This is a genomic window from Asticcacaulis sp. AC460, assembly GCF_000495795.1.
Lineage (GTDB): Bacteria > Pseudomonadota > Alphaproteobacteria > Caulobacterales > Caulobacteraceae > Asticcacaulis.
Window position 1 is genome coordinate 42295 of record NZ_AWGD01000023.1, and the last position, 19775, is coordinate 62069.

Below are 19775 nucleotides of genomic sequence, written 5' to 3' on the forward strand. Positions count from 1 at the left end.
GCCAATATTATACCAACAGCCGTGGATTTGACTCTTAAGAAAGAGCCCCGCCCGGCGCTTCGCGCCACCCTCCCCGTAAACGGGGTGGGCAAAGTATGGTCGAGCATGGCGACCGTCGGTATGGAAACAAAATCGGGGCCGGGAAACCAGACCATGCCTGGGAGAAGGCAAAGTCCGGCCCCAGCCCCTAAGTACCCCGGGAGGGATCAGAAGTCTTTACGCAAGGTGACACCCAGTTCGCGGCGGTTGGTGACCGTGCCGATGCTGAGGCCCGACTGGACGCCGTAGATCGACCAGGGGCCGCCGTCAGTGTCCTGGACCACCTCATCGAACAGGTTCTTGGCCCAGAAGCTCAGTTCCCAGTTGTCGTCGGCGCCCTTGATGCCGACATAGGCGTTCACCTGGGTGTAGCCCGGCATGTAGTTGGCCGTCTGCGGGAAGTAGGCCTTGTCGCGGTAGATGGCGTTGGCGCGGGCATAGGCGTTCAGCCCCCACAGCTTGAAGTCGACATTGGTATTGGCGCTGATGCTGGTGGCCGGAAGCTGGCCCAGGACCTGGCTGGAGACGCAGTGGCTGATGTAGCTGTTGCGCTGGACCATCGGGGTGCCGGTGACGCTGGGGACGCCGTCGCCGTCATAGTCGTTGCACGGCAGCAGAGCGTCGACGAAGTGGGCGTCGGTGTTGGTGTAAAGAAGGCCCGCCGACCAGTTGGGTGTGATCAGGTAGCGCAGTTCGGCTTCGACGCCCTTGCTCACGGCATTGCCGTTGGCGAACATGGTCCCGAAGCAGATCGGACCCGCCGCCGTGCCGTCATTGGTGGCGTAGGACATGCCGTTCGGGTTGGGGACACCGGTGCAGGCGACGTTGAACATCGAGGCGATATAGCCGTCGTACTTCTGGTCGAACAGCGACAGGTTGGCGGTCAGGCGGCGGTCCAGCCACTGCGACTTGAAGCCGATTTCGGTCGATTGCGAGTGTTCGGAGTCGAAGTTGCCGTTGCTGCGCGGCACCGGCTGCTGGACGGTGTTGGCGCCGCCGGAGCCCGGACGGAAAGACGTACCATAGGAGACATAGGCCATGATGTCGCGGGTGAACTCATGCTGGTAGCTGGCATTGCCGGTGATGGCCTGGTAGGTCGTGTTCGGGCCGGCGCCCAGACGGTCGACCTCGAAATGCGAGTAGCGAATGCCTAAGGACAGCTTGTCCTTTTCGCTCAGGTTGAAGCGCTGGTTGGTGAAGACGCCATAGTCGTTGACGTTCGAGGCCGAGGGCGCGCTGGTGAAGAAGGGGAAGAAGGCGAAGTCGCCGGTATTCTTGGTCGAGCTGGCGAAGACTCCGTAGGTGAAGTTGTAGAAGGCGCCGTTCGTCGATTCAAAGCGGACTTCGTTGGTCGTCACTTTCGCGGTGTTGGTGCCCAGCAGCCAGGTCGGGATCTGATTGGCCTGGCCGATGCCGGCGAAGTCGAAGTCGAGGCCGTTGGCGAAGGTCGAGTCGTTATAGCCGCCGACATAGTTGATCTGATAGTCACCCAGGTCGTAGCGGACGCTGAGGGTCGTCAGGTGGCCTTCATAGGTGACGGGGCTGGGGCCGGTGTTCAGCGATACGCGGTCGGCCAGGGTGTAGCTGTGGCCGCAGCCGGCCGAGCTGACCGGGATCGGACCGCCGGCGCAGGGAGCGGTGCCGCGGACGGAGCGGTAGAAGTCGCGGTCTTCGCTGATGTATTGGTGCATCAGGTTGATGTCGAGATTGTCGAGCGGCTTCCAGGTCAGGCTGCCGCGCAGGCCGGTGGTTTCGTGGTGGGATTTCTTGCCGTTGCCGAGGCTCTTGACTTCGTTGTCGTCACTGGCGTCGTAGAGACCGGCGACGCGGAAGGCCAGCTTGTCATTGATCGGACCGCCGAACGCCGCCTGCAGGTTCTGGCCGTTGTGGTCGGTGACCGAGCCCTGGATGAAGCCGTTATAGCCGGAGAAGCTGCCGCGCTGGGTGACGATGGTCATGGCGCCCGACGGCGACGGCCGGCCGCGCAGCGTGCCCTGGGGGCCGCGCAGGACTTCGATCTGGCCGATGTCGAACAGGGCGTTGAAGGCGTCGGTCGTGCTGATCGGCACTTCGTTCTGATAGACTTCGACGGTGTTGGTGGCGCCACCGGTGCCGCCATTGTTCGGCATCTTGATGCCGCGCATCGAGATGGACTGTTCGCCGCCGCTGGTCCGGGTCAGGGACACGCCGCCGACGGCCGTGGCGACTTCCTGGAACGAACGGATCTGCAGGTTCTGGAGCTGGGCGGCGCTGACGACGTTGACGGTCTGGGCGACCTTCTGCACCGGTTCGCGGCGCTTGTTGGCCGTGACGATGATGACATTGGGATCTTCGGCCGCGGGCGCATCGGCCGCGGGGGCCGTATCCTGGGCCGCCGCCGCGCCGGCCAGGGCGAGCAGACTGGTGCCGATCATGAGGGCGATTGCCTTTTGGGGCAGCGCTGACGTAAATTTCCTGAGCATGTGTTTTTCCTCTGTAACCTGGGACCTCTTGGCGAGGCTTCCGTTTTGTTGATTAGATCCAACGGGAACCCGACTGTTCCCGAAGATGGTTCTGGTCAGGCCTATACGGCCGGACCGATGCTTTCCCACATCCGCCTTACGTCGCCATCCAGGTCGCTTGCGACCCGGCATTCGACATCGATGAGCATGGTTTGACGCGTTTTGCGCTCGTATGGCGGCCAGTCGGGCTGGCCCTTGGCGCCGGGGTGCGAGGTGCGGGCAAAGGTCGCCCACATCTCGCTCATGTTGCGAGAGGCCTTTTCGGCGCCGGGGCCTGAGCCCTGAAGACCGCGAAGGTCGTAATTGTAGAATTTCAGGTTGATGTCCGAAGCATGGCCCGCGCCGAACCGGTAATCCGTTCCGGGGATGACGAAGTCGGATTGATAGTCGAGGCGGTAGCGGTAGACGGGCGCCGGCTGGAGCGACTTGCGTTCCGCGACGGTGGCCGAGTCGTTGCCGAACCAGACGTCGCTGGAGATGGCGATGTAGAGCTGGCTGGGCGAATAGGCGGGGTAGCGTTGGCGGTAGGTGGTTTCGATGCGGTCGGCATAGACACCGAATTCGCGGGCGAGGCGCGCCTTCAGGGCCGCGTCGTCCATGGTGAAGGTGTCGGGCCGCCCCATGTTGAAGAAGGTCGATTCGTCGCGGTTGTGTCCGACCATCAGCGGGATATCGGCGACCAGGGGCGATACCAGGGGATCGAACGGGTGGCTCGGCAGGACGATACCGTCGACGACGGGTCCCCAGTTGCCGGGCCGGTTGAAGTTGGCGCGATGCAGCAACTCGCTTTGCGGATCATTGGGATCGATCAGCGCCCCCCTGCCCTGTTCGGCCTGGACCTGGATATCGACAAAGGCCTGGGACGGGACGTCGGCCAGTTTGTGCAGTTCGTTCGGCGACAGGCCGAGGCCTTTCAGCACCCGCATCGCCGTGTCGGTGGCGTGCTCGCGGGTCAGGCGCGTCAGGCCGGCGCCGCTTTCGACGCTGGCCTTATGGAACAAACCACGCGCCGATGGCATGGCCAGCAGGGTTCCGGTCTTCATGCCGCCGCCGGACTCACCGAAAATCATGACATTGCCTGGGTTGCCCCCGAAGACGGTGATGTTGTCGCGGACCCAGCGCAGGGCGGCGACGATATCCAGCATCGACTGGTTGCCCGAGCTGGCGAAGGCGTCGCCGCCCAGGTCGCCAAAGTACAGGTAGCCCAGCAGGCCGAGGCGGTGATTGCAGGCCACGACCACGACGTCGTAGGCGGCGGCCAGGTGGGCGCCGTCCTGGGATGGAGCGCCGGCCGAACCGGAATGGTAGCCGCCCCCGTGGATGTAGAACATGACCGGCCGGGCCTTGCCGTCGTTCACTGCCGGGGTCCAGACGTTCAGCACCAGGCAGTCTTCGCTGCCGGCGGGTTCGTTTTCACCGAAGGCGCCGCCGGGCTTTTGCAGGGATGGCGGGCCCAGGGTCAGGGCGTCGCGCACACCGGACCAGGCCGGAGCCGGTGGGGCTTCGAGGAACCGGCCCTTGCCGGTGACCGAACCGGCGTAGGGAATGCCTTTGAAGGCCAGGGCGCCCCGGCTGTGGCCGCCGCGAAGGCTGCCTTGGGAAAGTTTCACGGTCACGAACGGTGCGGTGACGGCGGTGGCCGTGGCGGGTGCTTGGGCCATCGTCCGTGGCGCTGCGCCGGCCGCCGCAAGGGCCATGGCCGTCGTCAAAAAGTGCCGCCGATCGAGATGCGTCCGTTCCATAAGCCCTGCCTGATATCATTCGTCTGCACCTGTGCCGGTGCTGTTGATGTGAGGGTCGTTCAAGCCGGAAAGGAAGTCAATCGAATTTACGGCAGCGCTGACGTAAACGGGAAGGATTGGACTTTCTGAATTTTTCTAAGTCCATGATTTATCGAACGAAAGTGCGGCGTCATCAGGCCGCAACATTAGGTATGCAACATAACATTTTGCAAGCTTCGTTGCAAATTTACAACAACAGCTATCCGAATGTTAGTCCTCCTGGGTAGGGACGGCACCTCCCGCGCGAAGCGCATTAAAAATCATAGTGTGGTGCGCCAGCCTTTCATCACCCGGAATTCCGTGACTTCCGTGCACGTCGCCGCAGGCGGCGCTTCAGTGTTTTCCGTGTTCCTCTCAAATGCCGGCGGCAGGCCGGCTGGCTGGGAGTTCTCTGAGACAAAGAAGTGGGAACACGGACCACACGGAAGCCGCTCCGCGGCGAAACTGAAAACGCGGAATTCAGGGTGAAGACACGGTAGTGTGCAACCCAAGCCGTTCATGAATCAAAGCGCTTCGCGCGGGAGTTCGGCTAACCCGAGTTCCGTTTCTTTCCGCTTCTTTCTCTGCCTTCCGTCGTTTTGGTTCTACTGGCCGCCCAGTTAATGAGCCTGAGGCTCTCAGGATCATGGCAAGGTAGTATCCGTTACATAGTCGTGGCTGCCAAAACGCGCCCGCGAAGACGGTTTGGCGCGAAAGACACGCTTGACCCTCAGATACCGCGATAGCGCAGCGCGCTGACGATCGCCGCGAAAGCCGGCGAAGGCTGCCGGCGGCTGGGGTAATACAGGTGATAACCCGAAAAGGGTTCGCACCAGTCCTCAAGCACGCGGCACAGGCGGCCCGCCGAGACATGAGCAAGCACCTGATCTTCCGGGACATAGGCCAGTCCAAGGCCATCCAGCGCCGAATTCACACGTAAGGTCAGGTTGTTATAGACCAACTGGCCTCCGACACGGACGTTCAGCTCCCGGCCGTCTTTTTCGAACTCCCACGGGAATAGTCCGCCGTAGGTCGGCAGGCGCATGTTGATGCAATTGTGGGCCATGAGATCATGGGGTGTCACCGGCTTCGGGTGGCTTTCGAAATAGGCCGGCGAGCCGACGACCGCCATGCGCATCTCCGGACCGATCCGGACCGCAACCATGTCCTTCGCCACCTGCTCGCCTAAGCGCACGCCGGCATCGAAACGCTCGGCCACGATGTCGGTCAGGCCATAGTCGACGATAATTTCAACGGTGATGTCGGGATGGGCCGCCAGGAAAGCTTTCAGCGCCGGCTCCAGAACCGCGACCGCGGCATGTTCGCCGGCCGTGATCCGGATAAGTCCCGCCGGGCGTTCGCGCAGCGCCGTCAGGGCGGCAAGTTCTGCTTCGATTTCCTCGAACCGGGGCGCCAGCGTCTGGAGCAGGCGCTCCCCCGCCTCCGTGGGGGAAACGCTGCGCGTCGTACGGGTCAGAAGTCGCAATCCCAGCCGTTCTTCAAGCGTCCGGACGGTCTGGCTGAGGGCGGATTGCGACACACCCAGTTTGGCCGCCGCGCGGGTGAAGCTCCGCTCGCGGGCGACGTGGGCAAAGGCCGACAGGTCATCGAAACTGGGCGGACTATTCATTAGCTGACCTTATAATGGCATCCTGATTATAACGGCTAATCGATGTGTCCGATACGCACTATCTTCCGCAATGTCGGCCAACTTCACCGGTCATGCCCTCGGAAGGGAATTGCCCATGGAAAACGTGACGCTGAACAACGGACTGGCGATGCCGGTTCTGGGTTTCGGGGTGTTCCAGATTGCGGATGCGGGGGACTGCGAGCGTTGCGTCATCGACGCGATCGAAACCGGATATCGCCTGATCGATACGGCGGCCTCCTACCTGAACGAGGCAGCGGTCGGTGCCGGCATTCGGAACAGCGGCATCCGGCGCGAGGACCTGTTCGTCACCAGCAAGCTTTGGGTTCAGGACACCGGTTATGACAAGACCCGGCGCGCCATCGATGCCTCCCTGAAACGCCTGCAACTCGACTATCTCGACCTTTATCTGATTCACCAGCCGTTCGCTGACCTGCATGGCGCCTGGCGGGCGATGGAAGAGGCGTACAGGGCCGGCATGCTGCGCGCCATCGGCGTCAGCAATTTTGAGCCCGATCGCCTCATGGATATCGCGGCCTTCAATGAGATCACACCTGCCGTCAATCAAGTCGAGGTCAACCCTTTCCAGCAACAGGTTGACAGCGTGGCGTTCATGCGGTCGATCGGCGTTCAGGCAGAAGCCTGGGCACCGTTCGCCGAAGGCCGGAACGGCCTGTTTGAAAACGAGGCGCTGGTCGCGATTGGCCAGCGGTACGGAAAGTCCGTCGGCCAGGTCGTATTGCGCTGGCTGGTGCAACGCGGCGTCGTGGCGCTGGCGAAATCGGTCCGCAAGGACCGCATGGCGGAAAACCTGGCGGTCTTCGACTTCCGGCTCAGCGATGACGACATGGCCCGCATCGCCACCTTGGATATGAAGACCAGCAGCTTCTTCTCTCACCGCGATCCTGAGATCGTCAAATGGATGAGCGAGCGCCAGCTCGACATCTGAGGCGTTAGAGCGCCCTCACAACAGAAAGGCATAGTCACATGATCTGGAAATCACTCGCTTTCGGTATAGCGGTCGCCACAACCGCGATCGGCGGAAGCGCCCTGGCGCAAACGAACCCCGCCCAGACTCAGGTGGGCCCGACTGAAGTGGCCCAGGCGCAGGAGATCCTTGCCCTGTCGCGCCAGAAGTGGCTGTGGATGGCCGAGCGTAATACCGACGCCCTGGAAAGGCTGTTCGACGATAAGGCCGTCTTTGTCCATATGGGCGGCACGATGTCGAAGACGGAGGAGCTGGGCGTCATTTCCGGTGGAATGATCCAGTACAAGCGCGCCGACATCGAACAGGAGTCGGCCCGCTTTATCGGCGATACGGCGATCGTACTCAGCAAGATCCGGTTGCTGGCCGTTGTCGGCGGAAACGAGGTGACGAACCCGTTCATGGTCACCGAAGTCTATATCAAGCAACAGGGCCAATGGAAGCTGGGCTCGCTTTCCTTTACCCGGCTGCTCGGAAACTAAACAGGGGCTGCGCCCGGATGAGCGGAAGCCAAAGGAGGACATTATGAGCAAAGCGCGTATCAATCCCACGGACGCCGGCCTTGACCGTCGCCGGCTGCTGTTTGCCGCGGCCGCCACCGGCGTGGCGCCGCTGGCCTCCCCATCGTCCGCCCAGGCCGCACCAGGCGTCGGCCGCCGCAAACTGGGAACTCTGGAGGTTTCGGCGGTCGGCATCGGCGTCCAGAATATGAGCCGGACCTATCATACCACCGTCCCCAGTCGGCCGGAGATGATCAATATCATCCGCGCCGCCTACGATGGCGGGATCACCCTGTACGACGCCGCCGAAGCCTATGGCCCGCTCGAAGTCGAGCGCATCCTGGGTGAAGGTGTCGCGCCCTTCCGCGACAAGGTCCAGATCGCCAGCAAATTCGGCTGGAATATCGACCTGGAGACGGGAAAGCGCCTGCCCGGACAGAACAGCCGCCCGGAACATATCAAGGTGGCCGTGGAAGCGATGCTGAAGCGGCTGCGTACCGACCGTATCGATCTGCTTTATCAGCACCGCGTCGATCCGGCCGTGCCGATCGAGGATGTCGCCGGGGCCGTCAAGGACCTTAAAGCCCAGGGCAAGCTTCTGCATTGGGGGCTGTGCGAGATGGGACTGAACACCTTGAAGCGGGCCCATGCCGAACTGCCCGTGACCGCTGTCCAGAGCGAATATTCGATGTTATGGCGAGGTCCGGAAGCGGCGGTTCTGCCGCTCTGCGAGGCACTGGGCATCGGGTTTGTGCCGTGGAGTCCGCTGGGTGTCGGCTTCCTCGCCGGCGCGATCGACGCCAATACGCGCTTCGCCGACGGCGACATCCGCAAGATCGAGGGTCGGTTCGCGCCGGAGAACCTGCCGAACAATCTCAGGCTGGTCGATCTGCTGAAAGCGTGGGCCGAGCGGAAGCAGGCGGCACCGGCACAGGTCGCTCTGGCCTGGCTGATGGCGCAAAAGCCGTGGATCGTGCCCATTCCCGGCACGACCCAGATGGCGCATATGCGCGAAAACGCCGGCGCGGCGGCGGTTCATTTTACGTCCTCCGAGTTGGCGGAATTGAACGCGGCGGTGGCCGCTATCGATGTCCAGGGCGCCAGGTTGCCGGAGGCCGTGCAGCGTTTCTCGGATGTCGAAGCGCCGCTCCGGGCGCAATGAAAGGAGGCTTCCATGCGTCATGTTCATAGCGTCATTTTGACCTGCTTCCTTGCGATGGCGATCCCGGTCGCTGCGGCGGCGCAGACCGCACCGCCCAGCCGTTATGGTCAGGCGATGGCGACGGACGACGCGCTGTCGCTGATTGACCGGGCCCGGCAGGCCGCGGTGGCGCGCGGCCTCAACATGGCCTTTGCCGTCGTCGAACCGACCGGTGAGTTGGTCGCCTTTGTTCGCATGGAAGATGCGCCTTACGCTTCGGGTTCCCTGGCACAACAGAAGGCGCGGTCGTCCGCCCGGCTTCGGCTGCCGACGTCCGAACTGGAAACCCGGGTTCAGAATGGCCGTCTGGTGCTTCTCTCGTCCGACGAGGTGTTGGCGGTCGGTGGTGGTGTGCCGATCGTCGTCGACGGGCGCGTCGTCGGCGCCTTGGGCGTGTCGGGCGGAACCTCTGCTCAGGATGCCGAAGTCGCGGCAGTGGTCGGGTCTAGGCCCTAAGGTAGTTACCGGCGCCAGGCCTTGTAGACTTCGTGCTCATTCCGGGGAAACACCGGCGGGCCAAATCCCCCCTCCGACTGCTCGCTGTCGCTCGCAGCCACCTCCCCCGTATAACGGGGGAGTATAAGGAACTCTGCATCTCGGGCAGATGTGTGCATACGATACGCCGTATAACGGGGAGGGATAAGTTGTTTAAATCACTTATCTTTTTCAGCTATACTAGCGGGCGGAGCGGTGGTGTGGCGATGGACCAGGGCGTATTGCACGCGCTCCTGGGTCAGGCCGGTGACCGGTTGGTCGCGGTCAAGATGACGCAGCAAAATTTCCGTCGCGCGCTGGCCCATGGCGCTGATCGGCTGATGAATCGTCGTCAGGGGCGGCCAGCAGCTTTCGGAAGCCGGGCTGTCGTCGAAGCCGACGACGCTGACGTCGCGGGGCACGACCAGGCCGGCGCGCTGGGCGGCGGCGATACTGCCCATGGCCACCGAATCGTTGCCGCACACCAAGGCCGTCGGACGGTCGGGCAAGGTCAGGAGTTGGTAGGCCATCTCATGGCCATGGCCTGGCTCCGGCGGCGGCGGCAGGCGGAACTCCGGCCGCTGGTCGATGCCGGCTTCGCGCAGCGCCCGCAGGAAACCGGATTCGCGCAGGCCCATGGAGGCCAGGTTTTTGCTCACCGACAGCCAGGCCAGTTCGCGATGCCCCAGATCGATCAGGTGCCGGGTGATCTCATAGGTGGCCAGTTCGTCGTCCATCTCGACATAGGATTTCGCGTTCTTGCCTTCGACCGGCGCGACGCAGACAAAGGGCAGGTTCAGCTCGGTCAGGGCATCGGTAAAGCCCGAGGCCTCGCAGACCGGCGGCACGACGATCAGCCCGTCGGGGCGAAAAGCGGCAAAGTGGCGGGCAATGGCGTCCTTGCCCTTTTCCAGGACGTCGCGGACCGGTTCGACGATCAGGTGATAGCCGGCCGAAATGCAGGCCCGCGAAATCCCGATCTGAAGTTCCGAAAAGTAATAGTGGGAGGTCTGGTCCTCGACCACCATGCAGATGGTGTAGGTGCGCGAACTGGCCAGGACCCGGGCGCCAAAGTTCGGCCGGAAGCCCGTTTCGGCGATCAGTTTCTCGATCTCGGCGCGCTTCTTGGCGCCGACACCGGGAAGCTTGTTGACCACGCGCGAAATGGTCTTCGCCGAGACATTCGCACGCTTCGCCAGATCGTCGAGGGTCAGATTCGCCAAAATTTTCAACCTTGTATGACCGTGCAAGTATCACGGCTGCGTGCCTGCTTGTCCAGTCCCCGGCGGCGGGTTTCCCGCCTTCCCGGCCCCGGACGCCGATTTTCATCTGCATCGAACCACCTTGACGGCAGCGCTGACGTAAGTCAAATTACGTCAGCGCTGCCCTCCATCCCGTGGAGCGACCTTCAACCGGCGCCAACTGGCGCCTTAAGAGTCGCATGACCTTAAGGCGCCCTCTTTCATGACAATGCGACACGCCTAAAAGCGGCATGGTTGGAAACAGATGGCGATTAGAGCGCATCCCGAAAAGTGTGACGCACTTTTCGGGATGCGCTCTAGTTCCGTCAACCCGCCTGGCAGGCGAAGCTGTCGGCCTTTTCGACGTCGCCGCCGCGATAATGGGCGGTTTGCGGGTAGGCGCACAGCGGGCGCTGGCGGCCCGGCCACGGCGTGCCGCCGCCGGCAGTGGCGACGACGGAGTCCGGCGCCCTGCCCTTTTCGACCCAGGCCACCAGGGCGGTGAACATGTCGTACTGGTCGGTGGCGGGGCCGCCGCCACAGTGGCACATGCCCGGGACCGAGAAGACGCGGACGAAGTCGGAGGCTTTGCCGTTGTTGCGGTCATTGACCTCGTCGAACCAGTCGACGGTGTCCTTCAGCGAAAAGACGGGATCGGAATCGCCGTGCGGCACGATCAGCCGGCCGCCACGAGCGCGGAAGGCCGACAGGTCGGTCGAGCGCGAGGCGATGCTGGCCCAGGCCGAATGGGTGAACGGATCGGCCGCGGCGTAGATCCGGCCGGCGTCGCGGTCGAAATCGAAGGCCAGCATATAGTCCAGCCGGCTTTGCGGATCACCGAGCGTGGTCGGCGGCGTGGTAAAGACCGAGGCCAGGGACGCGCCGCCCAACAGGACGTTGAGCGCCGGGATACGGCCGTCTTCGGAGCCGATCTTCCACATCCGCCAGGCGTCGTTGGCGATGCCCGACGGCCAGTACCAGCCGGCATAGAGCGGACGGCCGGAGCTGCTGACCGGGCCCGCCATGACGCGGCGCAGGCCGGTGATCTGGGCGCCCGACAGGCAGGCGGCGGTCTTGGCATCGCGGCACTGAACAGCACCCAGTTGCGCTACGACGTCGTCGTCGCGGCAGGCCAGAAAATTCAGCACCATGCCGTCGGCAATGCCGTCGCGGTCGTCGCAGGCCTTGAGAATGGCGGTATGGACCAGCGCGAAGTCGGCGTTGGAGAAGGTCCTGGGCAGGTCCATGAGATTGACGTGGCCGTTGGCGTCCGCGGCCAGGGATGCGAAGGCGTCGACGTCCCAGGCTTCGGCCACGGCGGCGCGCGGCAAGGAGAAGCCCGGCGCCGAGGCGACGATGCCGTCGAAGACGTCAGGGTAGTATTGCGCGAAGGTCATGCCCTCCTGCCCGCCTTTCGAGCAGCCGACAAAATAGCTGTAGCGCGGGGCCTTGCCATAGGTCTTGCGGATCAGGGCCTTGGCCGCATCGGCGGAGGCTTTCAGCGAGGTATGGCCGTAGTCGCTCCGGGCCTGGGGGTCGAAGCCAAAGGCCAGTTCGCCGTTGCGCGCCGGGTCGGAGTTGGTGGCGTTGTCGTGGCCGGAATCCTGGCTGATGACGGCGTAGCCGAGCTCGATCGCCGTGGGGCCGGAGGTGGCCAGCGGGCCCAGGGCGTCACCGACCACGCCGTTGCTGCCCCCGCCGCCCTGGAAGACCATGCGCTGGTTCCAGTCGGCCGGCAGGCGCATATGAAAGCGGATGGCGTAGGCCTGGCCGAAGCGGCCGTTGCGCTCATGCATGATTCCGGAGACGTCGCAGTGGGCCGGCAGGTTCAGGGTCGCCGGGCCGGCGAAGGTGCCATAGGTGAAGGGCGCCTTGTCCGGCCTGAAATCGGCCGACACGATGCGCGCCTGGTCGCCATTGAAACTCAGGGTCTGACCGGCCAGGGCGCTGCATTGGGTGGCAAAGCCGTGATCCTGGGCAAAAGCCACAGGCGCAGATGCCAGGCCTATCACGGCCAAGACGCTCATTGGCAGGGCGCTCAGAAGCCAGGTTTTCATGGTCATATCCTCCGCATTTTTTTTTGATACGTTGCATAACTATTATAGGCTGTCACGACCTTTCCGGCGTCCGGTCGATTTTTGCCGGTCAAATTGCGACCCTTTCATTTGCAACAAAGAAAAGGCTTGTCATTTTTGTTATGTTGAATAACAATTAATGTCCTCTCCCCAATTTCCAGGATTCATCATGACAAGGATATTCCACGCTGCTGCGGCGGCCGTTGCGCTCGCCGTGCTCGCCCCCCTGCCCGCCCTCTGCGCCATCACGTCGAAGGATCCGGCCCAGGTCACCGCCGGGCGGTATAATGCCGATCCGGCCCACACGACTGTGCAGGCGCGCATCGACCATCTCGGCTTTTCGACGACCACGGTGGCGTTCGACAAGATCACGGGCGGTTTCGACTATGATCCGGCCAAACCGGAGCTGGCGAAGCTGGACGTCACGGTCGAGGCCGGCGCGCTGGATTCAGGCATGGATGCGCGCGATGGCGACCTGAAGGGGCCTGGCTTTTTCAATGTCGCCGCGTTTCCGACCATTACCTTCAGCTCGACGCGCCTGGTCCCGGTCGATGCGACCCATGCCAGGGTCGAGGGGCAGCTGACGCTGCTGGGCGTCACCAAACCCGTGACGCTGGATGTGACCTTCAACGGATTCGGCACCGGTATGATGGGCGACACGCGCGCAGGCTTTATTGCCACCGCCGCGATCCAACGGTCCGATTTCGGCATGAAGACCTATCTGCCCGCCATCGGTGACAAGGTCGACCTGCTGATCGACGCCGAATTCATCAAGCAGAAATAGGCCTGGTCCGATGAGCGAGTCCGTGCCGTCCTATCATGTCCTGAGCCGATGGCTGCACTGGCTCATCGCGGGGCTGATCGTGTTCATGATCGCGCTGGGGTGGGGCCTGAATCCGGGTAACCCGCACGTCCTGGCCGTGGCCTTCTGGCACAAGTCGTCGGGGATACTGGTCCTGTTGCTGAGTCTGGTCCGGATCGGGTTAAGGTTCAGCTTCAGGGCGCCGCCGGAACCGCCTATGCCAGCCTGGCAGGCGCTGTCGGCGCGGGTGCTGCATGGGCTGTTCTACGTGGCGATGATCGGCATGCCTTTGACGGGATGGGCCATGGTGTCGACCTCGGCGCGGGAGATACCGTTCTTTGTCTTCGACTGGTTTCACCTGCCGGTGCCGCCGACTGAGGCGGCGCATGAGCTGTTCGAGGCGCTGCATGATGTGGGCGCCAAGGTCCTGACCTGGCTGATGATCCCGCTGCATGTCGCTGCGGCGCTGAAGCATCACCTGGTCGACCGCGACACGGTGATGGAACGCATGATGCCGGGATTGCGGCCGAAACCGTTGCTGAACTGGCGCTGGCTGGTGCCGGTGTCGGTCGTTGCCGTAGCGATCCTTGCCAGCCAGGTGATCGGCGCCGGCGGGAAAAAGCCGGCCGGCCAGGCGGTGGCCATGGAACCGGCCGCCGCCGCCGCGGTGGCGGAGATACAGGCCTCCACCGAGCCGTCTGCTTCGGCCTCGGCGGAGGTGGAACCGGTGACGCGCTGGACATTGCAAAAGACCGGCACGTCGCTGGGGTGGTCCACGACGTTCCAGGGCGAGACGATCGACGGCGCTTTCGACCGGTTCAGCGCGGATATCGCCTTCGATCCCGACCGGCTGGAAGCATCGCGGGTAACGGTGCGCATCGATCTGGCGTCCTCGCGGTCCGGTGACGCCGATCGCGACACGACGGTACAGGGCGGCCAGTTTTTTGCGACCGAACAGTTTCCACAGGCGGTCTTCGACGCGAAACGGTTTACGGCGATCGGCAATGGACGCTACATCGCTCATGGAAAGCTGACCTTGCATGGCGTGACGCGGGCGGTCGACCTGCCGTTTACGCTCAGCATCAAGGGCGACCGCGCGACGGTGAGCGGCGAGACGGTCGTGGACCGGACCGTCTTCGGCGTCGGCAGCGGGGAATTTACCGGTACGGACATGGTTCCGGCCAAGGTCAAGGTGGTGGTCCGCCTGAACGCCGCCACCTCAACACAGAAAGGAAAACCGGAATGACCGGACACAAGTTTTACGCGGTTCTGACCGCGGTGGCCATGCTGGGACTGGCCGCGCCCGCCGCGCAGGCGGAACCAAAAGGCAATGCCGACCTGGTCCGGGCGGCGATGACCGCCCTGTTCATCGACCGCGATCCGAAGGCGATCGAAACCTACTGGGGCAAGACCTATACCCAGCATAATCCCATGGTTCCCAATGGCGTCGAGGCGCTGCCCGGCCTGCTGAACAATCTGCCGGCCAATTTCAAATATGAGCCCGGCCTGGTGATCGCTGATGGCGACTTTGTCGCTATCCATGGCCGTTATACGGGCTTTGGTCCGACACCGATGATCGCTGTCGACATCTTCCGCGTCGAGGACGGCAAGCTGGTCGAGCACTGGGACGTTCTGCAGCCGGAAGTACCGGCCGACAAGACAGCCAGCGGCAATCCGATGTTCACGCCGGCGGGATAGGACTCCGGCGCCGAATTGGTATGATGGATATCAATTTGGCACGGGCGGTATTTTTTTGTAGGAAGGATTGGCCGTATGGAGCCAAGCCTTGACCAAGACCCCTGCCCGTTCACAACGCAAAGCCGATGAGTCGGACTTCACCATCATCATCGAGGACCAGGTCGGCTTTCAGTTGCGCATGGCGCAGTTGGCCGTGTTCAGCGATATCATCGAAGCGCTCAAGGAAACCGGCTTGCGGCCGGTTGACCTGTCGGCCCTGATGCTGATCGAATCGGATCCGGGTGTGCGCCAGCAGGCCATCTGTGACCGGCTGAGGATGCTGCGGCCAAACGTCGTCGCCCTGGTGGATGGCCTGGAGGCCCGCGGACTGGTCGACCGACAGGTCGACGCCAATGACCGCAGAGCCAACCAGGTCCATCTGACCGACGACGGCAGGCGCGTCCTGCGCCGGGCGCTGGACCTGCAGATCGAGCATACGGGCCGGGTCACTGCCGTATTGGATGGCATAGACGTCGATAACTTCATGGATGGACTGAAACGCCTGGCCACACTGGGCAAGTCCGCCTGACGGCTCACAAAAACGGACCCATCCCGGTTTTCCACCTGGCGCGCCGGGAAATTTCCCAAGTTTACGGCAGCCCGGAGACGTGATGAGTTGGAGCGGGTAGACGGGATCGAACCGACATCCTCAGCTTGGAAGGCTGCTGCACTACCATTGTGCTATACCCGCATTGCGATTTGAAGCGCGGGACCAGTGTTTCGTGAGTGATGGTGGGGGAAGCAGGACTCGAACCTGCGAAGCTTACGCAGGGGATTTACAGTCCCCCCCCTTTGCCGCTCGGGACATTCCCCCATGCACTCACAAAGAACCGGACGCCTTAAACTCGAACCTGATGAAAAGCTCAAGCCTAAAAATGAAAAAAACTTTTTGATTCACAGACTTTAGCCGCTTAAAGACCAAGCCGGATCAAAAGCCATCGTCATCAGGCCTCAAATCGGAGCGCGTCTTATAGTGTCATCAAATCGCGAACGCAACGACCCGAAACGCCCGAAAAGCAAAAACCGGCCAGAAAAATTCTCCGGACGGCCCCGCCCGCCCGAAACGCAGCGTCCGCGCCAGGCCGAAAATTCGCCAAAACCTCAGTCTTTTCAAAAATCTAAGGTCAATGACGATGGCTGGCTTTGGGGCGTCCATGCGGTCGAGGCCGCGCTCAAAAATGTGAACAGACCCGGGCCGCTAAAGCTTTTCCTGAGCGAGGACCGGGCGCAAACCATCGCCCCTGCCCTGCTGAAACGGTCCGGACTGAAGATTTCGACCCTGTTGGGGCCGGATATCGCCCGTATGTTGCCCCAGGGCGCCGTCCACCAGGGAATCGCCCTGCATGGTCCGGTGCTGGAGGGCGAACCGCTCGAAGCGCTCATGGAATCGGGCGACGGCGTCATCCTGATGCTGGACCAGGTCACCGACCCGCAGAATATCGGCGCGATTTTCCGCTCGGCAGCGGCTTTCGGCGTTACGGGCCTGGTCATGCAGGACCGCCACTCGCCGCCGCTGCAGGGCGTATTGGCCAAGACCGCCGCCGGCGCCGTCGACATGGTGCCGTTTTCGCGGGTGACCAACCTTTCGCGTTCCCTGGAAGTGTTGGGTGAGAACGGCTATGTCAGCGTCGGCCTGGCCGGCGAAGGCGAGTTCAACCTGCATACACTTCTGGAGCAACAAGGTTGGGGTGGATCCCTGAAAAAGCTGGTCCTGGTGCTGGGGTCCGAAGGCGAGGGTCTGCGGCGGCTGGTCGCCGAACATTGCGACCACCTGGCCCGCATCCCGATGCCCGGCGGGTTCGAGAGCCTCAATGTCAGCCACGCGGCTTCGATTTCGCTTTATGAGGCCCTGGCGCGTACGACTTGACTATGGACAAGGGGTCGGATTGACGGTTAGGACTGGAGCTTAACCTTAATTCCGGTGCCCCATGCCCGAGTTTTTGTCCGAGTTCCTGCACAAATCCCTGCCCGCGTTCCTGAATGACCCGCAGTTGCTGTCGCAGGCGGCGGCGCTTTTGCAGGTCGTGTTCATCGACCTGGTCATGGCGGGAGATAATGCCGTGGCCGTCGGCCTGGCCGCGGCCGGGCTCGCGCCGGAGCTGCGCAAGCGCGCCATCATGTACGGCCTGATCGGCGCCGTGGTGATGCGCATCGGCTTCGTGCTGATCACCGCGCAGTTGCTGCTCATCGTCGGCCTGTTATTTGCCGGCGGCCTGCTCCTGCTGTGGGTGGCATGGAAGATGTGGCGCGAACTGCACGAACATCACGCCGAGGAGCAGGCCGCCAGCGCAGTCGATGCGCCGGCCAAGGCCAGGAAGCAGAAGACGCTGGGGGCCGCCGTCGTCCAGATTCTGATCGCCGACCTGTCGATGTCGCTGGACAATGTGCTGGCCGTCGCCGGTGCGGCGCGTCACCACACCGAAGTGCTGGTCATCGGCCTGGTCCTGGCCATTGCCCTGATGGGCGTTGCGTCGCACTTCATCGCCAAGCTGCTACACAAGCACCGCTGGATCGGCTTTATCGGCCTGGCAGTCATCCTTTATGTGGCGCTGAACATGATATGGGAAGGCCATCGCGATATCGTGGTCGATACTAAGAAGGTCGCCGAGTACAACAAGATCGTGCCGGACATCATGGATATCTCGCCCGAAGACGTGAAGCACTTCTCACATTAAGCTTAGCGCCTTACGCCATATCCTCAGGGATTTCGTCGCCGAATTGCAAGGGGCGGTCGTAGCGGCCGCGCGCGGGTGACGGACCGTATTTGTTGCCGCTGCGGTTGCCTTCGAGAAAGCCGCATTCGATCAGGGCCAAGATCTGGCCGATCACCGGCACCAGCAGCCACCAGCCCGACCGGCCACGGTCGTGCCAGCGCTTGATCAGGACGCAGAAAGCCATCCAGGCGACTGGCACGGCCAGGATCAGGCCGATCCAGGCAAAACGGCCGACATCTCCGTCACCCAGGACCGGCGGCTGGAAGCCGCCCTTCTGCGCGCTGAATTCGGCCAGGGTCGTCAGGCCGACCGCGGCAATGGCGATGATAAACGTGACGGCCAGCCACGCGCCCCAGAAGCCGAGACGGGTGATGCGGCCATTGGGGCTCAGCAGAATGTCGGTGATACGCATGGTAGCCTCCCTGTTTCTGATGCGAGCCTGTGTCGACTCGTCATCGGGGAGACTACCATGCGGTGACATTTTCCCGAATGGCGCGAATTACACTGTACCGTGATCGTCGGCGCGGGTTGGTAAATATTTCGCCACAAAACAGCGTATGTCCTCACATGAGGGGCAACGCGAAATGGGGAATGACAGTCCGTGATCAGAACACGCCAGGCTGATCGTTGATGCCCTTGGGGGACGGACCATAGCGATTGGGCCCTTGCGTACCATCCAGGAAACCACACTCGATCAGGGTCCACAGGCCACCAATGATCGGAATGAACAGAATGAGATACATCCAGCCCGACTTGTCGCGGTCGTGCCAGCGCTTGGCGATCAGGCAGACGCTGATCCAGGTCAGGACGATCACGCAAACGGTGTAGACCAATCCGAAGAGGGGAGGAAACTCACCCCGCTCCATGGCGCCGAAGGCACCGGTTGCGCCACCGAACACACCTATGCCGACACTGCACACCAGGCTCATGCCTATGCTCCAAAGCCAGTAGTCGCGGCGGCGGATGCGCCCCTGGGCGCTGAAAAGCGTTTCCGTAATGGACATGAAGGCCTCCCTTGGAAATGAGGTTGAGAGATAAGCATAGGCGGATCGGCGCGTAAACTTACGATTGCCGATATGGTAAAGCGACGGTCCGGGGCAGCCGCCACGTTAAAGTCGTACCAGCCCAGGAGGTCACCATGTCCGAGAAACCCGTCATCACCCAGGCCATGATCGACGCCTATGACGATTTTACCCCCCGCAATCCCGATCGGCGCGCCTTTATGGAGCGTTTGACGGCCCTGTGCGGATCGGCGGCTGTGGCCGTAGCCGTGGCGCCGCTGCTGGCCGCCAGCCCGGCCAAGGCGGCCATCGTGCCCGAGGATGACGCGCGTATCACGGGTACGGATGTCAGTTATGGCGGCCTCAAGGGCTATGTGGCGCGGCCGGCGACGATTTCGGCCGCCTTGCCCGGTGTGATCGTCATCCATGAGAATCGCGGTTTGAACGCCCATACCCGAGACGTGGCGCGGCGGATTGCGTTAGAGGGATTTGTCGCCCTGGCGCCGGACTTCCTGTCGCCCAAGGGCGGAACGCCTGCGAATGAGGACGAGGCGCGCAACCTGATCGGGCAACTGGATCCGGCCCAGAATGTCGCCAATGCCGAGGCCAGTCTGGAATGGCTGGAGAGCCAGGGTTTTGCGCGCCAGACCACAGGCGCGGTCGGCTTCTGCTGGGGCGGCGGGCTGGTCAACCGGTTCGCCACGAAGTCGGCGAAGCTGAAGGCCGGGGTCGCCTATTACGGTGCTCAGCCGCCTTTGGAGGATGTGCCGGGGATCAAGGCAGCGTTGCTGCTTCACTATGCCGGCCAGGATGAACGCATCAATGCCGGCATCGAGGCTTATCGGGCGGCTTTGACGGCGGCGGGCAAGACGTTCGATATCGAAGTGTATGAGGGCGTCCAGCACGCCTTCAACAACGACACTTCCGAGGCCAGGTACAACAAGGCCGCGGCGGATCTGGCTTGGGGACGGACGGTGGGGTGGTTTAAGAAGTATCTGGTTTAGGTTAGAGAGCCAGTATCGATCGTAAAGCCCCTCACCCGATCGCCCACGCTTCGCTCGGCTCTCGTCCTCTCCCCGTAAACGGGGAGAGGGAAT

18 protein-coding genes and 2 tRNA genes are annotated in these 19775 nt (G+C 62.7%); 11 read left to right on the forward strand and 9 right to left on the reverse strand.

From position 1 onward, the window contains the following. Positions 1-206: 206 nt before the first annotated feature. The 3 genes from ABAC460_RS37930 to ABAC460_RS37940 form a co-directional block, all read right to left on the reverse strand. Entirely contained in the window at positions 207-2501 is a 2295-nt protein-coding gene (locus ABAC460_RS37930; protein ID WP_081716558.1) for a TonB-dependent receptor, read from the reverse strand. A gap of 101 nt (positions 2502-2602) precedes the next feature. Continuing rightward, positions 2603-4282: a carboxylesterase/lipase family protein gene (locus ABAC460_RS37935; RefSeq protein ID WP_023453949.1), complete on the reverse strand. Its 1680-nt coding sequence runs from the start codon at positions 4280-4282 to the stop codon at positions 2603-2605. 748 nt (positions 4283-5030) lie between these two features. Continuing rightward, positions 5031-5930 (reverse strand): LysR family transcriptional regulator, encoded by a 900-nt coding sequence (locus ABAC460_RS37940; protein WP_023453950.1) that lies wholly within the window; start codon positions 5928-5930, stop codon positions 5031-5033. Positions 5931-6045: 115 nt separating this feature from the next. Between ABAC460_RS37940 and ABAC460_RS37945 the strand changes: the two genes are divergently transcribed. From ABAC460_RS37945 to ABAC460_RS37960, 4 genes are read left to right on the forward strand one after another with little or no spacing between them, the layout of a single operon-like run. Continuing rightward, complete coding sequence (locus tag ABAC460_RS37945) at positions 6046-6897, forward strand: aldo/keto reductase (protein ID WP_023453951.1); 852 nt, start codon at positions 6046-6048, stop codon at positions 6895-6897. A 38-nt stretch (positions 6898-6935) separates the two neighbouring features. Then, positions 6936-7415, forward strand: a complete 480-nt coding sequence (locus tag ABAC460_RS37950) for a nuclear transport factor 2 family protein (RefSeq protein ID WP_023453952.1) — start codon at positions 6936-6938, stop codon at positions 7413-7415. A gap of 43 nt (positions 7416-7458) precedes the next feature. Continuing rightward, a complete protein-coding gene (locus ABAC460_RS37955) occupies positions 7459-8595 on the forward strand; it encodes an aldo/keto reductase (protein ID WP_023453953.1) in 1137 nt (378 codons plus the stop codon). A 12-nt stretch (positions 8596-8607) separates the two neighbouring features. After that, complete coding sequence (locus ABAC460_RS37960) at positions 8608-9090, forward strand: GlcG/HbpS family heme-binding protein (RefSeq protein ID WP_023453954.1); 483 nt, start codon at positions 8608-8610, stop codon at positions 9088-9090. Positions 9091-9287: 197 nt separating this feature from the next. Here ABAC460_RS37960 and ABAC460_RS37965 read toward each other — a convergent pair whose 3' ends face one another. Both ABAC460_RS37965 and ABAC460_RS37970 read right to left on the reverse strand, forming a co-directional pair. After that, positions 9288-10331, reverse strand: coding sequence for a LacI family DNA-binding transcriptional regulator (locus tag ABAC460_RS37965; RefSeq protein ID WP_031236928.1), 1044 nt, complete (start codon positions 10329-10331; stop codon positions 9288-9290). 344 nt (positions 10332-10675) lie between these two features. Then, positions 10676-12406 carry a tannase/feruloyl esterase family alpha/beta hydrolase gene (locus tag ABAC460_RS37970; RefSeq protein WP_031236929.1) on the reverse strand — a complete coding sequence of 577 codons (1731 nt, stop codon included), beginning with the start codon at positions 12404-12406 and terminating at the stop codon, positions 10676-10678. Between the two features lie 187 nt (positions 12407-12593). On the opposite strand from ABAC460_RS37970, the gene ABAC460_RS37975 reads away from it, so the two are divergent. The 4 genes from ABAC460_RS37975 to ABAC460_RS37990 all read left to right on the forward strand — a co-directional run bounded on the left by ABAC460_RS37975 (position 12594) and on the right by ABAC460_RS37990 (position 15492). Next, positions 12594-13208, forward strand: a complete 615-nt coding sequence (locus tag ABAC460_RS37975; RefSeq protein ID WP_031236931.1) for a YceI family protein — start codon at positions 12594-12596, stop codon at positions 13206-13208. A gap of 10 nt (positions 13209-13218) precedes the next feature. Then, positions 13219-14472: a YceI family protein gene (locus ABAC460_RS37980; protein WP_023453959.1), complete on the forward strand. Its 1254-nt coding sequence runs from the start codon at positions 13219-13221 to the stop codon at positions 14470-14472. Further along, positions 14469-14924: a nuclear transport factor 2 family protein gene (locus ABAC460_RS37985; protein ID WP_023453960.1), complete on the forward strand. Its 456-nt coding sequence runs from the start codon at positions 14469-14471 to the stop codon at positions 14922-14924. The genes ABAC460_RS37980 and ABAC460_RS37985 overlap by 4 nt, the downstream gene beginning before the upstream one ends. Before the next feature lie 88 nt (positions 14925-15012). Further along, positions 15013-15492, forward strand: coding sequence for a MarR family winged helix-turn-helix transcriptional regulator (locus ABAC460_RS37990; RefSeq protein ID WP_023453961.1), 480 nt, complete (start codon positions 15013-15015; stop codon positions 15490-15492). Between the two features lie 88 nt (positions 15493-15580). Here ABAC460_RS37990 and ABAC460_RS37995 read toward each other — a convergent pair. Next, positions 15581-15654 (reverse strand) — tRNA-Gly (locus tag ABAC460_RS37995). 39 nt (positions 15655-15693) lie between these two features. After that, a tRNA-Tyr gene (locus tag ABAC460_RS38000) sits at positions 15694-15777 on the reverse strand. 159 nt (positions 15778-15936) lie between these two features. On the opposite strand from ABAC460_RS38000, the gene rlmB reads away from it, so the two are divergent. Both rlmB and ABAC460_RS38010 read left to right on the forward strand, forming a co-directional pair. Next, the gene (rlmB, locus tag ABAC460_RS38005; RefSeq protein WP_023453962.1) at positions 15937-16830 is read left to right on the forward strand and encodes a 23S rRNA (guanosine(2251)-2'-O)-methyltransferase RlmB; all 894 of its coding nucleotides are present in this window, start codon (positions 15937-15939) and stop codon (positions 16828-16830) included. A 61-nt stretch (positions 16831-16891) separates the two neighbouring features. Beyond that, positions 16892-17638, forward strand: a complete 747-nt coding sequence (locus tag ABAC460_RS38010; RefSeq protein WP_023453963.1) for a YjbE family putative metal transport protein — start codon at positions 16892-16894, stop codon at positions 17636-17638. A 10-nt stretch (positions 17639-17648) separates the two neighbouring features. On the opposite strand, the gene ABAC460_RS38015 is transcribed toward ABAC460_RS38010, so the two are convergent. Then, positions 17649-18089 carry a DUF805 domain-containing protein gene (locus ABAC460_RS38015; RefSeq protein ID WP_023453964.1) on the reverse strand — a complete coding sequence of 147 codons (441 nt, stop codon included), beginning with the start codon at positions 18087-18089 and terminating at the stop codon, positions 17649-17651. Positions 18090-18282: 193 nt separating this feature from the next. Then, a complete protein-coding gene (locus tag ABAC460_RS38020; RefSeq protein ID WP_023453965.1) occupies positions 18283-18681 on the reverse strand; it encodes a DUF805 domain-containing protein in 399 nt (132 codons plus the stop codon). Between the two features lie 134 nt (positions 18682-18815). Between ABAC460_RS38020 and ABAC460_RS38025 the strand changes: the two genes are divergently transcribed. After that, complete coding sequence (locus ABAC460_RS38025; protein ID WP_023453966.1) at positions 18816-19682, forward strand: dienelactone hydrolase family protein; 867 nt, start codon at positions 18816-18818, stop codon at positions 19680-19682. Positions 19683-19775: the final 93 nt, after the last annotated feature.